General features: G+C 68.7%; 13 protein-coding genes and 2 tRNA genes. 4 read left to right on the forward strand and 11 right to left on the reverse strand.

The features are described from left to right. Positions 1-42 precede the first annotated feature (42 nt). The 3 genes from FCI23_RS00530 to FCI23_RS00540 form a co-directional block, all read right to left on the reverse strand. Positions 43-639: an ATP-dependent Clp protease proteolytic subunit gene (locus FCI23_RS00530; protein ID WP_136721692.1), complete on the reverse strand. Its 597-nt coding sequence runs from the start codon at positions 637-639 to the stop codon at positions 43-45. 716 nt (positions 640-1,355) lie between these two features. Beyond that, on the reverse strand, positions 1,356-2,774 hold the full coding sequence (tig, locus tag FCI23_RS00535) for a trigger factor (RefSeq protein WP_169316644.1): 1,419 nt from the start codon (positions 2,772-2,774) through the stop codon (positions 1,356-1,358). Positions 2,775-2,950: 176 nt separating this feature from the next. Beyond that, a tRNA-Pro gene (locus FCI23_RS00540) sits at positions 2,951-3,027 on the reverse strand. Positions 3,028-3,137: 110 nt separating this feature from the next. Between FCI23_RS00540 and FCI23_RS00545 the strand changes: the two genes are divergently transcribed. Continuing rightward, positions 3,138-3,208: transfer RNA gene (locus FCI23_RS00545), tRNA-Gly, on the forward strand. A 97-nt stretch (positions 3,209-3,305) separates the two neighbouring features. On the opposite strand, the gene FCI23_RS00550 is transcribed toward FCI23_RS00545, so the two are convergent. Further along, positions 3,306-3,758 carry an Lrp/AsnC family transcriptional regulator gene (locus tag FCI23_RS00550; RefSeq protein ID WP_136721418.1) on the reverse strand — a complete coding sequence of 151 codons (453 nt, stop codon included), beginning with the start codon at positions 3,756-3,758 and terminating at the stop codon, positions 3,306-3,308. Positions 3,759-3,886: 128 nt separating this feature from the next. On the opposite strand from FCI23_RS00550, the gene FCI23_RS00555 reads away from it, so the two are divergent. Further along, positions 3,887-4,894, forward strand: coding sequence for an asparaginase (locus FCI23_RS00555; protein ID WP_136721419.1), 1,008 nt, complete (start codon positions 3,887-3,889; stop codon positions 4,892-4,894). 22 nt (positions 4,895-4,916) lie between these two features. Here FCI23_RS00555 and FCI23_RS00560 read toward each other — a convergent pair whose 3' ends face one another. Next, positions 4,917-5,111, reverse strand: a complete 195-nt coding sequence (locus tag FCI23_RS00560; protein ID WP_136721420.1) for a hypothetical protein — start codon at positions 5,109-5,111, stop codon at positions 4,917-4,919. 365 nt (positions 5,112-5,476) lie between these two features. Between FCI23_RS00560 and FCI23_RS56060 the strand changes: the two genes are divergently transcribed. Further along, positions 5,477-5,629, forward strand: coding sequence for a hypothetical protein (locus FCI23_RS56060; RefSeq protein WP_169316645.1), 153 nt, complete (start codon positions 5,477-5,479; stop codon positions 5,627-5,629). Between the two features lie 208 nt (positions 5,630-5,837). Here the strand turns inward: FCI23_RS56060 and FCI23_RS00565 are convergent, their stop codons facing one another. Continuing rightward, the gene (locus tag FCI23_RS00565; protein ID WP_136721421.1) at positions 5,838-6,980 is read right to left on the reverse strand and encodes a PP2C family protein-serine/threonine phosphatase; all 1,143 of its coding nucleotides are present in this window, start codon (positions 6,978-6,980) and stop codon (positions 5,838-5,840) included. Positions 6,981-7,088: 108 nt separating this feature from the next. Between FCI23_RS00565 and FCI23_RS00570 the strand changes: the two genes are divergently transcribed. After that, positions 7,089-8,318 (forward strand): GNAT family N-acetyltransferase, encoded by a 1,230-nt coding sequence (locus FCI23_RS00570; RefSeq protein WP_136721422.1) that lies wholly within the window; start codon positions 7,089-7,091, stop codon positions 8,316-8,318. 19 nt (positions 8,319-8,337) lie between these two features. On the opposite strand, the gene FCI23_RS00575 is transcribed toward FCI23_RS00570, so the two are convergent. From FCI23_RS00575 to FCI23_RS00595, 5 genes are all read right to left on the reverse strand, one after another. Continuing rightward, entirely contained in the window at positions 8,338-9,147 is an 810-nt protein-coding gene (locus FCI23_RS00575) for an Fpg/Nei family DNA glycosylase (protein WP_136721423.1), read from the reverse strand. A 182-nt stretch (positions 9,148-9,329) separates the two neighbouring features. Then, positions 9,330-9,815 carry a ribose-5-phosphate isomerase gene (locus tag FCI23_RS00580; protein ID WP_136721424.1) on the reverse strand — a complete coding sequence of 162 codons (486 nt, stop codon included), beginning with the start codon at positions 9,813-9,815 and terminating at the stop codon, positions 9,330-9,332. A 180-nt stretch (positions 9,816-9,995) separates the two neighbouring features. Further along, on the reverse strand, positions 9,996-10,244 hold the full coding sequence (locus tag FCI23_RS00585) for a hypothetical protein (protein WP_136721425.1): 249 nt from the start codon (positions 10,242-10,244) through the stop codon (positions 9,996-9,998). Positions 10,245-10,312: 68 nt separating this feature from the next. After that, positions 10,313-10,897 carry a biotin transporter BioY gene (locus tag FCI23_RS00590; RefSeq protein ID WP_136721426.1) on the reverse strand — a complete coding sequence of 195 codons (585 nt, stop codon included), beginning with the start codon at positions 10,895-10,897 and terminating at the stop codon, positions 10,313-10,315. 269 nt (positions 10,898-11,166) lie between these two features. Continuing rightward, positions 11,167-11,814, reverse strand: a complete 648-nt coding sequence (locus FCI23_RS00595) for a DsbA family oxidoreductase (protein WP_136721427.1) — start codon at positions 11,812-11,814, stop codon at positions 11,167-11,169. Positions 11,815-11,866 lie beyond the last annotated feature (52 nt).

Genomic DNA, 11,866 nt, shown 5'->3' on the forward strand with positions numbered 1-11,866 from the left:
GGGCGTGAGTCGGAGACTCGGAGACAAGGCTGCTGCCCGGGATCAGGCCCCGGTGCCACCGCCGCCGGGAACATCTGCGGCGGAGTCCATGACCTCGTCGATGATCCCGTAATCCTTGGCCTCCTGGGCGGTGAACCAGCGGTCGCGGTCCCCGTCCCGGATGATCGTTTCCACAGTCTGGCCGGTGTGGAAGGCGGTGATCTCCGCCATGCGCTTCTTGGTACGCAGCAGGTACTCCGCCTGGATCTTGATGTCCGAGGCGGTGCCGCCCAGTCCGGCGGATCCCTGGTGCATGAGAATATCCGCGTTGGGGAGCGCGAAACGCTTGCCCGGCGTGCCCGCTGTCAGCAGGAACTGCCCCATGGAGGCGGCCATGCCCATCGCGATCGTCACAATGTCGTTCTTGATGTAACGCATCGTGTCGTAGATGGCAAAGCCCGCGGTCACCGAACCGCCCGGCGAGTTGATGTAGAGGTAGATGTCCTTGTCCGGGTCCGCGGCCAGCAACAGCATCTGCGCGCAGATCTTGTTGGCGATCTCGTCGTCGACCTGCTGGCCGAGGAAGATGATCCGCTCTCCGAGCAGTCGGTTGTAGACCTGATCGCCAAGGCCACCGAAGCCTTCAGCGGCGGCGGTCATCGGAGTGTTCAACACGTATCCACCCGCTCGTTGTCGGACGACACAAGCCGTCTCAGGGTCCATTTCTACGGACCCTAACGCGCAGGCCCGCCCAGACCCTCCTGTTCCGAGAGCTGTTCGCTGTCAGCGCAGGCCGCGAGCGGTATGAGCGGACCCGGACGCACCGCTCGGGCGGGCGGTGCCAGGGCCGGCGGTGAGCGCCGGCCCTCGCACCGCTGAGACAGACCCCGAACTCGGATTCGGGAGCGGGCACGGGGAATTGACGGCCCGATTTGCTGACCGCACGGATCGCGTCATCGGAAATGCCAATTCAGGCGGTTCCTGGGACGGTTCCGCTCCGGCCGCCGCCCTTCGCGGGCAGCGCTCCTGACCGACGGGCCAGCAGGCACCGACTATGTACTAATTAACTATGACAACTTCCCCGCCGACGGCAACGGGGGGACCCTGACGGGCACGGTTCGTCGGCGCATTGTGGAAACCGAGGAATTCTCCAGCTGTGGCCAATCCATTCCCAGGAAGAGCCCGTCGTCGCACGACTGTCCACAGCAAACCGGGACGAGCGGATTATCGCTGACCCGAATTTCTGCCGGCCGATGGCAAACTCAACCACCATCCTGCTCTCCGCTTCCGGGGCCCCTGACATCACCGGCCCGGTACGCCGACGGGCCCGCACGCGGTCATCGCGTACGGGCCCGTCGGGTGGACAGGGTCGAGGCTCAGGCCTCGGTCTTCTCCTCGGCTGCGGCCTCAACCTCGGCAGGGGCCTTGTCCGCGGTCTCGTCGGCGGTCGCGGCGGTGGCCTCGACCGTCTCGGCGTCCTCGTCCTCGTCCTCCAGGTCGACGACCTCACCGTTGGTGTCGAGGACCTTCACGGCCTCGACCACGACGGCCAGTGCCTTGCCGCGGGCCACCTCGCCGACGAGCAGCGGCACCTGGCCACCCTCGACGACGGCCTGGGCGAACTGGTCGGGGCTCATGCCGGAGCCGGCGGCGCGGCGCATGAGGTGCTCGGTGAGCTCCTCCTGGTTGACCGAGAGCTTCTCCTTGGAGACCAGCTCGTCAAGGACGAACTGGGTCTTGATGCCCTTCCTGGCCTGGGACTCGATCTCCGCGTCGAACTCCTCGCGGGTCTTGCCCTCCGCCGCCAGGAAGCTGTCCCAGTCCAGGCCCTGGGCCTCGAACTGGTGGTGCTCCAGGTTGTGGGTGCGGGTCTCGATCTCGTCCTTGAGGAGCTTCTCCGGCAGCGGGACCTCGGTGAGCTCCAGCAGGGCGTCCAGGACCTTCTCCTGGGCCTGCGTGGCCTGGTCGTACTGCTTGATGCGCTCCAGGCGCTTGACGCTGTCCGCGCGCAGCTCCTCAAGCGTGTCGAACTCGCTCGCCAGCTGGGCGAAGTCGTCGTCGAGCGCGGGGAGTTCGCGGGCCTGGACGGCCGTGACCTCAACCTTGACGGTGGCGGTCTGCCCAGTGGCGGAGCCACCCTTGAGCTCGGACTCGAAGCTGGCAGTGGCGCCGGCCTCCAGGCCGGTGACGGCCTCGTCGATGCCCTCCAGGAGCTGGCCGGAGCCGATGGTGTAGCTGACGCCCTTGGCGACGCCGTCCTCCAGCACCTCGCCGTCGACGGCCGCCTCGAGGTCGAGGATCACAACATCGCCCTCGGCTGCGGCACGCTCGACCGGGGAGGTGGAAGCGAAGCGCTCACGGAGCTGCTCCAGGGACTTGTCCACGTCCTCGTCGGAGATCTCGATCGCGTCGACGGTGACCTCGATGCCGGAGTAGTCCGGGATCTCGATCGTCGGACGGATGTCGACCTCGGCGGTGAACTTGAGTTCGTCGCCGTCGTTGAACTCGGTGATGTCGACGTCGGGCTGACCGAGGACATTCAGCTCGACCCCGTTGACCGCCTCCGTATAGAACTTCGGCAGCGCGTCATTGATGGCCTCTTCGAGGACCGCACCACGGCCGAACCGCTGGTCGATGACGCGCGCAGGGATCTTGCCCTTGCGGAAGCCCGGCACCGTGACCTGCTGGTTGATCTTTTTGTACGCCGCGTCGAGGCTGGGCTTGAGCTCCTCGAAGGGCACCTCGACAGTGAGTCGAACCCGGGTCGGGTTCAGAGTCTCGACGGCGCTCTTCACGGTTGGGTCTCCTATTGGGCTGACATCTGGGGCTTGGGGTGGCCTGTCTGGCCGGCCGACGAGACGTACCGCTCGGGGATGCTCGCCCCTACGTCGCCCCGTATACAGGCGCAGCTTGCATAGTACCTGTACGAGGGGCGCAGCCGTCGCGCTGCGCCGCACACTTGCCGTACATCTGGTCGGGGTGGCCGGATTCGAACCGACGACCTTCCGCTCCCAAAGCGGACGCGCTACCAAGCTGCGCCACACCCCGCCGGTGCGACACGTAGAGTACATGGCTCCGCACACCGCGGCCGCCAAATACGAGTCGGCAGGGGCCGGATCGACCGGCTACGATTCGATGTGCCAGAATGACTGGCTGTTGCGGGCGTAGCTCAATGGTAGAGCCCTAGTCTTCCAAACTAGCTACGCGGGTTCGATTCCCGTCGCCCGCTCTGTACGGATCCGGCCCGGCCGGAGGAGCTACCAACTCCTCCGGCCGGGCCGGTCCCGTTCCGGGTTCCCGCAGGTCGCAGGCCCGGGCGCCGGCGCTCATTCGACGGGGACGCCCTGAGGGGCCTTGATCCGCTTCATGATCATCTGTGAGTTGACGTCACTGACCCCCGGTAGAGCGATCAGCTTCTCGGTCCAGAAACGCTCGTACGCGTCGCTGTCACTGACGGCGATACGCAGCAGGCAGCCGGGGGCGCCATAGAGCCGGTACGCCTCGACAATGTCCGGAATCGCTTGTACTTCCGTCTCGAATGCTTCGACCGCGGCACGGTCACGGTGCACCTCGACGGAGGCGAAGACCTCGAAGCCACGGCCGACGGCTACCGGGTCGATGACGGCCCGGTAGCCGCGGATCACCCCGTCGTCCTCCAGCTGGCGGACCCGGCGCAGACAAGGGGACGGGGTCAGACCGACCCGGGCGGCGAGCTCCTGGTTGGTGAGTCGGCCGTCCGCCTGCAGCTCACGCAAGATTCTTCTGTCAATTGCGTCCATGAGGGTGGTTCCTACCACAAGTTACAACTCTACGCGCTCTGATCAGCAATCACCTGCTGGGCATCTGCGAATATAATTGCGAAACGACTTGGGGAAGGACCGCGACAGCACCCGGAGAGCGAGGAATCGTGAAGCACATCGTCGTGATCGGCACCGGCGGCACCATAGCCAGCCGCTGGCAGGGCTCCGGCTACGCGGCGGAGGCGGCGGGCAGCGAGGTCCTGGCCCTGGCTGCGATCCCCGAGGGGGTCGAGGTGCGGGTCGTCGACCTGTTCACGGTCAACAGCTCCCAGCTGACCACGGCGCACCAGCTCCGGTTGCTCCGTACGGTGCACGAGGTGCTCGGCGATCCCGCCGTCGACGGCGTGGTCGTCACGCACGGCACCGACACCATGGAGGAGTCCGCGTTCTTCCTGGACCTCTACCACGCCGACCAAAGGCCGGTGGTGTTCACCGGGGCCCAGATGCCGCTGGACACGGTCGACGGGGACGCGGCGGGCAATCTCTACGACGCACTGCTGGCGGCGGCGACGGGCCGGGACACCGGAGTGCTGATCGTCTTCGGCGGCCTTGTGCACGCCGCCCGGGGAACCTTGAAGAAGCACACGCTGGATGCGCAGGCGTTCGCCGACCCGTCCGGAAAGCCACTCGGACGAGTGAAATTCGGAGAAGTGGCATGGGCGTCCCGGCTACCGGCGCGACCGGAGCCGCTGCCGCTGCCGGACGCCGTCACCAGCATCCCGCGAGTGGACATAGTGACGCACCATGTCGACGCCGACCCGGTGCTGTTCGAGGCCGCGGTGGGCGCGGGTGCCCAGGGCGTGGTGCTGGTCGGCACCGGCGCCGGCAATGCCACCCCGCAATTCGTGAGGGCAGTCGCCCGGGCCGTGGAGGCCGGGGTCCTGGTGGCGCTCTCCACCCGGGTGGCGGCAGGACCGGTCGCCCCCCTCTATACCGGCGGAGGCGCCGTGGACCTCGCCGAGGCGGGCGCGGTGCTCACCGGTACTCTCCGCGCGGGTCAGGCCCGGATCGCGGTGCTGGCCGGGCTGTTGTCGGCAACCGGCCCGGCCGAACAGACCGCCCAGCTGCGCCGGATCGTCGCGGCGGCCCCGGCCCTCGAGACCGCCGCCCTCTGATCCGACCCGACATGACCACTCGTCAGAAGTTTATCTGATTGATGGTGTTGGCCAGCGAGGTCAGGAACCGGTTGATCGAGGGCGCCATGCCCGTGGACGCGAGAAAGAAGCCGAAGAGTACGGCGACGATCGCCGGGCCGGCCTTGAGCGATTTGCCCCTTATCAGGACCGCCAGGACGATCGCCAACAGGAGTACTACGGACAGGGAGATGGCCACAGTGGTTCACATCCTCGGTAGGAACTTCCTCACCCCTCCGGGGCGCCGCCACCGACGCCGCGCCCCTGCGACGTCCATCGTGCCACCACCCACTGACACAAGGGAGCGTACGCGCCGGACCTACGGCATTGCGGCCGACCTCCGACGCCGAGGGGGTGGCGCTCGACGGACGCGTTCGAATAGGGAATTCCCATCGTCAATGCCCGGCACACCTTTTACTCCATCAGTTACCAGCAGACCGAGCGATATGCCCTATTCAACCGTTATATTAACGGACATATACCAACCAAGCGGTCAGCTCCAATCGTTGGGAAGATCCTAGGAAGAATTTCCGAGCGCAGCGTTTCGTCGGTGCGGTGCCCCGAATGTTCCAGCCCACCCGGACGATGGGCCAAGTCTTCAGCGCGCTCCTCGTAGCACTCGTCAAGTACGGGCTCGCTCTCGCCGGTCCGGTCGGCGAAGGCGAGCCCACCAGTCGGCTCCGGTCTGCCGGGCTGTCAGGCCGCCTGGCAGCCTGACGGGGGTACTAGGGCCTGTCCGGCCGATCTCCGCGGCGTCGCGTGCCCTGGCACCAGCGCTCGCGGCGCTGTCGTCAGTCGACGACTCCCCCAAGCTCTCGGCTCCGCTCGAGCAGGGGGGACCCCCATCGCGTCGCCTCCCTCCTCCGCCTTGCGATCACAGGCGCCAGACCCCGCTCCTTCTCCCACGGAGATCGGCCGGACAGGCCTAGTCCCGGCAGACTATGAGCAGCGCGCGGTCGTCGTTGACGTCCTTGGCGACCGCCTCGATCAGCCGCCAGGCGGCGCCGCGGAAGCCGGTGGCCACGAAGCGGTCGGCTTCGCCGATGAGGCGGTCGGTGCCCTCGGCGATGTCGCGCTCGGCCGTCTCGACCAGGCCGTCGGTGAAGAGCATCAAGACGTCACCGGCGCGCAGGGTGCCCTTGACTGCGTGGAATTCGGCACCGTCGTAGACACCGAGCAGCGGGCCCTCGGCCGCCTTCTCCTCCCAGCGGCCGGTGCCCGCGCTCAGCTGCACACCGGGCAGGTGGCCGGCCGAAAGGAGCTCGTAGTCACCGGACTCCAGGTCGAGGACGAGGTGGACGGAGGTGGCGAAGCCCTCGTCCCAGTTCTGCCGGAGCAGATAACCGTTGGCAGCCGGGAGGAAGGCGGGCGGCGGGAGCGAGCCGAGCAGTCCGCCGAAGGCGCCGGAGAGCAGCAGGGCCCGGGATCCGGCGTCCATGCCCTTGCCCGACACGTCGGTGAGTACGGCCTCCAGGACCCGGCCGCCGGAGGTTCGGGTGGCGACGACGAAGTCACCGGAGAAGGACTGGCCACCGGCCGGGCGGAGCGCCATCTCGGCGTGCCAGCCCGCCGGGAGCTTCGGTATGCGGCTCTGCATACGGATGCGTTCACGCAAGTCGAACAGCATGGTGCCGCCGCCGCGCCAGGGGACGCCTACCCTGCTGCGGAATTGCGCGATCAGCATCCCGGAGAACGCGACCGCCGAGATCACCAGGACGCTGCCGGGGCTGACCCGGTCGGGGCCGACCTGGTACGGGCCGAGAGCGGCGGACTCCACGACGATGGCGGCGGCGGAGGTCGCGTAAAGCAGCAACAGGCTGGAGGGGCGCAACAACAACCCCCCGGCCAGGACAGGCAGGACGAGCGCGGTGGGCGGGCACCACTCCGGCAGCAGGACCGTGGTCCAGGCGAGGGCGGGCACGCTCAGCACCAGGACGCAGAGGGCGAGCCAGTCGGAACCGTCGCCGCGGAAGTAGTCCACGCCGGATTTGCGCACTCTGACGCGGGCCCGGTGCAGCGCTCTGCGCCACCGGGCCCACAGGCTGTCTCCTGCGGGACGTTGTGCCATGTTCCGGCGACCCTACCTACCCTTACCCATGCTTCGCATGGGGGTGCCTCCGGCGTTGCGTCGTAATTTCGGTCGCGTGCGCGAAGAGCGGCTGGTAGTCAGGGGGATATGACGGTGGAATTGCGAGCCCTCGAGCCCGGGCAGTGGGACAACTGGTACGGGAAGCTGGAGCGGGCCTTCGGGTCCGCCCGCGAGCCTGCGGAGGAACGGGCGCTGTGGCAGGGCCTGACCGAGTTCGAGCGGTCGATAGCGGCCTGGGACGAGGACGAGGTCGTGGGGACCGCGGGGGCCTTCTCGTTCGGATTGTCAGTGCCGGGTGGTCCAGTGGTACCAGCGGCCGGGGTGACGATGGTGAGCGTCGCGTCTACCCACCGGCGGCGCGGGGTGCTGACCTCGATGATGCGACGGCAGTTGGACGATGTAAGGCAGAGGGGGGAGCCGTTGGCGGTGCTGACGGCGTCCGAGCCGGGGATCTATGGGCGGTTCGGGTACGGAGTCGCTTCGGAGCAGTTGCGGCTGGAGATCGACACCGCCCGGGTGCGGTTGGCGCTCCCGGAGGGCGTGGACGGCGTACGGCTGAGGTTTGTCACGCAGGAGGAGGGCCGGGACGCGTGTGAGGAGGTGTACGCGCGGCTGGTCGCGGGCCGGCCGGGGATGCTGGAGCGGCGGCCGGGGTGGGAGCGGCTGCCGACGCTGCATCCGGAGGAGGCGCGGGAGGGCAGTGGCGCGCTGCTGTGCGTGCTGGCGGAGGCCGAGGGGGAGGTGCGGGGGTATACGCGATACGCGATGAAGGCGCAGTGGGGTCCCCAGGGACCGGACGGCACCGTGGTGCTACGTGACCTGGAAGCACTCGACCCGGTGGTCTACGCGGCTCTGTGGCGCTATCTGTTCGGCCTCGACCTGACCTCGAAACTGGTGGCCCGCAACCGGCCGGCCGACGAGGCACTTCTGCATCTGGTCTCGGACGCCCGGCGGTGCCGGCCGAGCACCCGGGACGGGCTGTTCGTGCGCCCGTTGGATGTGAGCGCGGCGCTGGAGGCACGGAAGTACACCGCTCCGGTGGATGTGGTGCTGGAGGTCACGGACCCGTTCTGCCCCTGGAACGAGGGGCGCTGGCGGCTCAGCGGTGACTCCAAGGGCGCCGTCTGCGGGCGGACGGCCGATCCGGCGGACCTGGCGCTGTCGGTACGGGAGCTGGGCTCGGCGTATCTGGGCGGGTTCTCGCTGAGCTCTCTGGCGCGGGCCGGGCGGGTGCGCGAGCTGCGGGGCGGTGCGCTGACGGAGGCGTCGGTGGCCTTCCGGAGCGATGTCGCGCCGTGGGTGGCGCACGGCTTCTGACGGGGACGGACCGGACTGCTCAGCCGCGCTGGCAGCGCTCGCACCAGAAGAGATTGCGGGCGGCGAGGCCGGCCGTGCGGACCTCGCCCTCGCAGACCAGACAGGGCAGATTCGCACGCCGGTAGACATAGACCTCGCCTCCGTGGTCGTCGACGCGGGGTGGGCGGCCCATGGCTTCGGGGGTGTGCTCGGGACGGACGGTGTCGATGCGGTTGTTGCGTACGCCCTCGCGCATGAGGGCGGCGAGGTCGGCCCAGATCGCGTCCCACTGCGGCCGGGTGAGGTCGCGGCCGGGGCGGTAGGGGTCGATGCCGTGCCGGAAGAGGACTTCGGCGCGGTAGACATTGCCGACGCCGGCGATGATCTTCTGGTCCATGAGGAGCGCGGCGATGGTGACACGGCTGCGGGAGATCCGCTCCCAGGCCCGCTCGGGATCGTCGCTCCCGCGGAGCGGGTCCGGGCCGAGCCGGTCGTGTATGGCGTGCTTTTCGCCGTCGGTGATCAGTTCGCAGGTGGTGGGGCCGCGCAGGTCGACGTAGGAATCCGCGTTGGCGAGCCGGAGCCGCACGGTGTCGGCCGGCGGCGGCACGGGGGCGGTGCCGAAGCCGACCTTGCCGAAGAGGCCGAGGTGGATATGGATCCACCCCGTCCCGGCGAAGCCGAGGAAGAGGTGCTTGCCGTGCGCATCGGCGGCGTCCAGCACCTGGCCATCGACCAGCGCGGCCCCGGCCGAGAACTTGCCCTGCGGGCTGCCGGCCCGGACCGGGCGGCCGGCGAAACGTTCGGCGTGGTCGGCCGCCAGGCGGTGGATCGTGTGACCCTCGGGCACCGTGCTGAGTCCTGTCTGGGCGCTGCGGCTGAGAGACGCCCCCAGGAGGTGCCTTCAGCGCGGCGTGGCCGTGGGAGAAGGCGCGGGGTCTGGCTCCTGTGATCGAGCGGCGGAGGCGCCCCCAGTGCCAGGGCAGGCGACGCTGCGACAGCCGCATATCAGCCGCAGCGCCTGCACAGGACCTAGGTGTTCGGGTGGTGCGGCGGGATCGGAGGCAGCTCGCCCGTCATCTCGTAGAGGCTGAGCATCTCGATACGGCGGGTGTGGCGTTCCTCGCCGGAGTACGGCGTGTTGAGGAACACCTCGACGAACTTGGTGGCCTCCTCGGCCGTGTGCATCCGGGCGCCGATGCTGATCACGTTCGCGTTGTTGTGCTGCCGGCCGAGCGAGGCGGTCTCCTCGCTCCAGGCCAGCGCGGCCCGTACGCCCTTGACCTTGTTGGCGGCGATGGCCTCACCGTTGCCGGAGCCGCCGATGACGATACCGAGGCTTTCGCCGTCGGCGGCCGTCCCCTCGGCCGCTCGGAGGCAGAACGACGGGTAGTCGTCCTGGGCGTCGTAGATGTGCGGGCCGCAGTCGACGGCGTCATGGCCCTGGGCCCTGAGCCACTCGACGAGGTGATTCTTGAGTTCGAAGCCGGCATGGTCGGAGCCGAGGTACACGCGCATAGGCACGAGTGTAGCCATCCGCCGATGATCGCCATCGGCGGTGCGACCGGCGCCGGGCTCTTCGTCGGATCCGGCGCGAACGGCGTCCCTGACTGTTGCGGGTTTTGCTTGAGGGCGCTCGTCGATGCTGTCGCAGGGACACTCTGTCCGGCCTAGCTTCACCAAGCCGATCAGAGACGCTCAGAGCGGCTTGAAGGACTCCTTGACCCGTTCGTAGGTGCGCCCGGCGGCAGCCGCGGTGGAGTCGAGGTACCAGGTGTTCAGCTGGAACGTCCGGTCCCCGATCTGGAAGCCGAGCTGCCGCCCGTGGCACGGCAGGCCGTTGTGGGTGAAGGCGTACTCCCAGACCACCGCCGGGTAGCCACGGAACGTGCTGCGTTGGAGCGTGATCTTGCGATAGCCCGGCACTGAACACCGCGTCGTACGCATATATGTACGGGCCGGGGCCCGCACCCAGTGCATGGGTGCGGGCCCCGGCCCGTACATATATGCGGCGCTCAGCCGCGGCGCCCCACCAGCTTCCAGGCAGCGGGCAGCACACCCATCGCGAGAGCCGCCTTCAGCGCGTCACCGAGAAGATACGGCGTCAGCCCGAGGGAGACCGCCGCGCCGAGCGGGAGGTGCGCCGACGCGGCCAGGTACGGCACACCCACCGCGTAGGTGATCGCGCTTCCGGCAACCATCACCCCGGCCATCCGCCACACCGCGCGGTCGGCGCCGCGCCGGGCGAGCGCACCGACGGCCGCCGCCGCGAGCATCATGCCGATGATGTAGCCGAAGCTCGGCATGGACGCACCGGACGACCCGTCCGCGAACCACGGCATCCCCGCGACCCCCGCCACCGCGTACACCGCCAGCGCCGCGAACCCGCGCCGCGCGCCGAGCGCGGTGCCCACCAGCAGCGCGGCGAACGTCTGTCCCGTGACCGGCACCGGTGACCCGGGCACCGGCACCGAGAGCTGGGCGGCCACACCGGTCAGCGCCGCACCGCCGAGCACGAGGGCGACGTCACGGACGCGCGAGGCGGGAAGCAGATCGGCGAGGACGGTGCCGGGGCGGGCGGCAGAAGCGGCGGTACTCATCGGGACTCCGCGAGGGTGAGGGCGGGCGGGGACATCGTGACGTTAACCGAGGGACCCCGCCCGGATCATCATCAAGTACCTACAAAGGGGTGATCAGCGCCTTGGTGGCTTCCGGACAACTTCAGCCATCACCTACGACCTGCGTTCAAGCAGGTCAAGTGATGCTTATCACGGTCGGCGCGGCAGGCGGTGCCCGGCGGAAGACCGGTGGACCGCAAGCCGCAACTCCCGAGCCTCTGTGGAAAACCACCAATCCCTTACATGGGGCGTCAGTCGAAAACGGGGCCCTGGGTGCGGGTCCGCTTGATCTCGTAGAAGCCCGGGATCGAGGCGACGAGGAGCGTGCCGTCCCAGAGCTTGGCAGCCTCCTCGCCCTTGGGGGCCGGGGTGACGACCGGGCCGAAGAAGGCGATCTGCTCGCCGTCGGAGCCGGGGACGGCGATGACGGGGGTGCCGACGTCCTGGCCGACCTTGTCGATGCCCTCCTGGTGCGAGGCACGGAGCTGGGTGTCGTAGGCGTCGGACTCGGCTGCGTCGGCGAGTTCGGCGGGGAGACCGGCCTCTTCCAGGGCGGCGACGATGGTGTCGTGGTCCTTGGGGAGCCCCTGGTTGTGGAAGCGGGTGCCCAGCGCGGTGTAGAGGGCGCCGAGGACCTCGCTGCCGTGCTTCTGTTCGGCGGCGATGCAGACCCGGACCGGGCCCCAGGCCTGCTTCATCAGCCCGCGGTACTCCTCGGGCATCTCGTCGAGCCTGGGCTCGTTGAGGACGGCAAGGCTCATGACATGCCAGCGGACCTCCACCGGGCGGACCTTCTCGACCTCCAGCATCCAGCGCGAGGTCATCCAGGCCCACGGACAGAGCGGGTCGAACCAGAAATCGGCTGGGGTCTTGGCGGTGTTCTCGGCTGTTTCGGTCACAGCAGGTCTCCTCCGGGCACGGCTCGAAAAGACAAAGGTTCACAACGGCAAC

It is taken from the genome of Actinacidiphila oryziradicis (assembly GCF_005047355.1).
Classification (GTDB): Bacteria; Actinomycetota; Actinomycetes; order Streptomycetales; family Streptomycetaceae; genus Actinacidiphila; species Actinacidiphila oryziradicis.

Bases quoted from the DNA above. Each gene is read 5' to 3' on its own strand.
- FCI23_RS00530 (WP_136721692.1), bottom strand. From the start codon at position 639: ATGACCGCCGCCGCTGAAGGCTTCGGTGGCCTTGGCGATCAGGTCTAC.
- FCI23_RS00550 (WP_136721418.1), bottom strand. From the start codon at position 3,758: ATGGACGCAATTGACAGAAGAATCTTGCGTGAGCTGCAGGCGGACGGC.
- FCI23_RS56060 (WP_169316645.1), top strand. From the start codon at position 5,477: ATGTTCCAGCCCACCCGGACGATGGGCCAAGTCTTCAGCGCGCTCCTC.
- FCI23_RS00565 (WP_136721421.1), bottom strand. From the start codon at position 6,980: ATGGCACAACGTCCCGCAGGAGACAGCCTGTGGGCCCGGTGGCGCAGA.
- FCI23_RS00570 (WP_136721422.1), top strand. From the start codon at position 7,089: ATGACGGTGGAATTGCGAGCCCTCGAGCCCGGGCAGTGGGACAACTGG.
- FCI23_RS00580 (WP_136721424.1), bottom strand. From the start codon at position 9,815: ATGCGCGTGTACCTCGGCTCCGACCATGCCGGCTTCGAACTCAAGAAT.
- FCI23_RS00585 (WP_136721425.1), bottom strand. From the start codon at position 10,244: ATGCGTACGACGCGGTGTTCAGTGCCGGGCTATCGCAAGATCACGCTC.
- FCI23_RS00590 (WP_136721426.1), bottom strand. From the start codon at position 10,897: ATGAGTACCGCCGCTTCTGCCGCCCGCCCCGGCACCGTCCTCGCCGAT.